Source organism: Burkholderia sp. MR1-5-21 (genome assembly GCF_053427715.1).
This window is the reverse complement of sequence record NZ_JBSAXD010000175.1, coordinates 1-248: the sequence shown is the minus strand read 5'-3', so window position 1 is coordinate 248 and position 248 is coordinate 1. Positions and strand designations below refer to the sequence as shown.

Below are 248 nucleotides of genomic sequence, written 5' to 3'. Positions count from 1 at the left end.
GCGCAGTTCGAGCAGGCGTGGGCGGCGACGCTGCAGCCGGAACCGGGCCTGCGCATTCCGAACATGTTCGACGCGGCGCTCGACGGCAGCTTCAAGGGGCTGTACTGCCAGGGCGAGGACATCGTGCAGTCGGACCCGAACACGCAGCATGTGTCGGCCGCGCTGTCGTCGATGGAATGCATCGTCGTGCAGGACATCTTCCTGAACGAGACGGCGAAGTACGCGCACGTGTTCCTGCCCGGCTCGTC

The 248-nt window shown here is 66.1% G+C and carries 1 protein-coding gene; it reads left to right on the top strand.

What is annotated here, in order from left to right; translation table 11 throughout:
• The coding region (locus ACV229_RS40955; protein ID WP_448088714.1) for a molybdopterin-dependent oxidoreductase at nt 1–248 on the top strand (248 nt) is incomplete at both ends.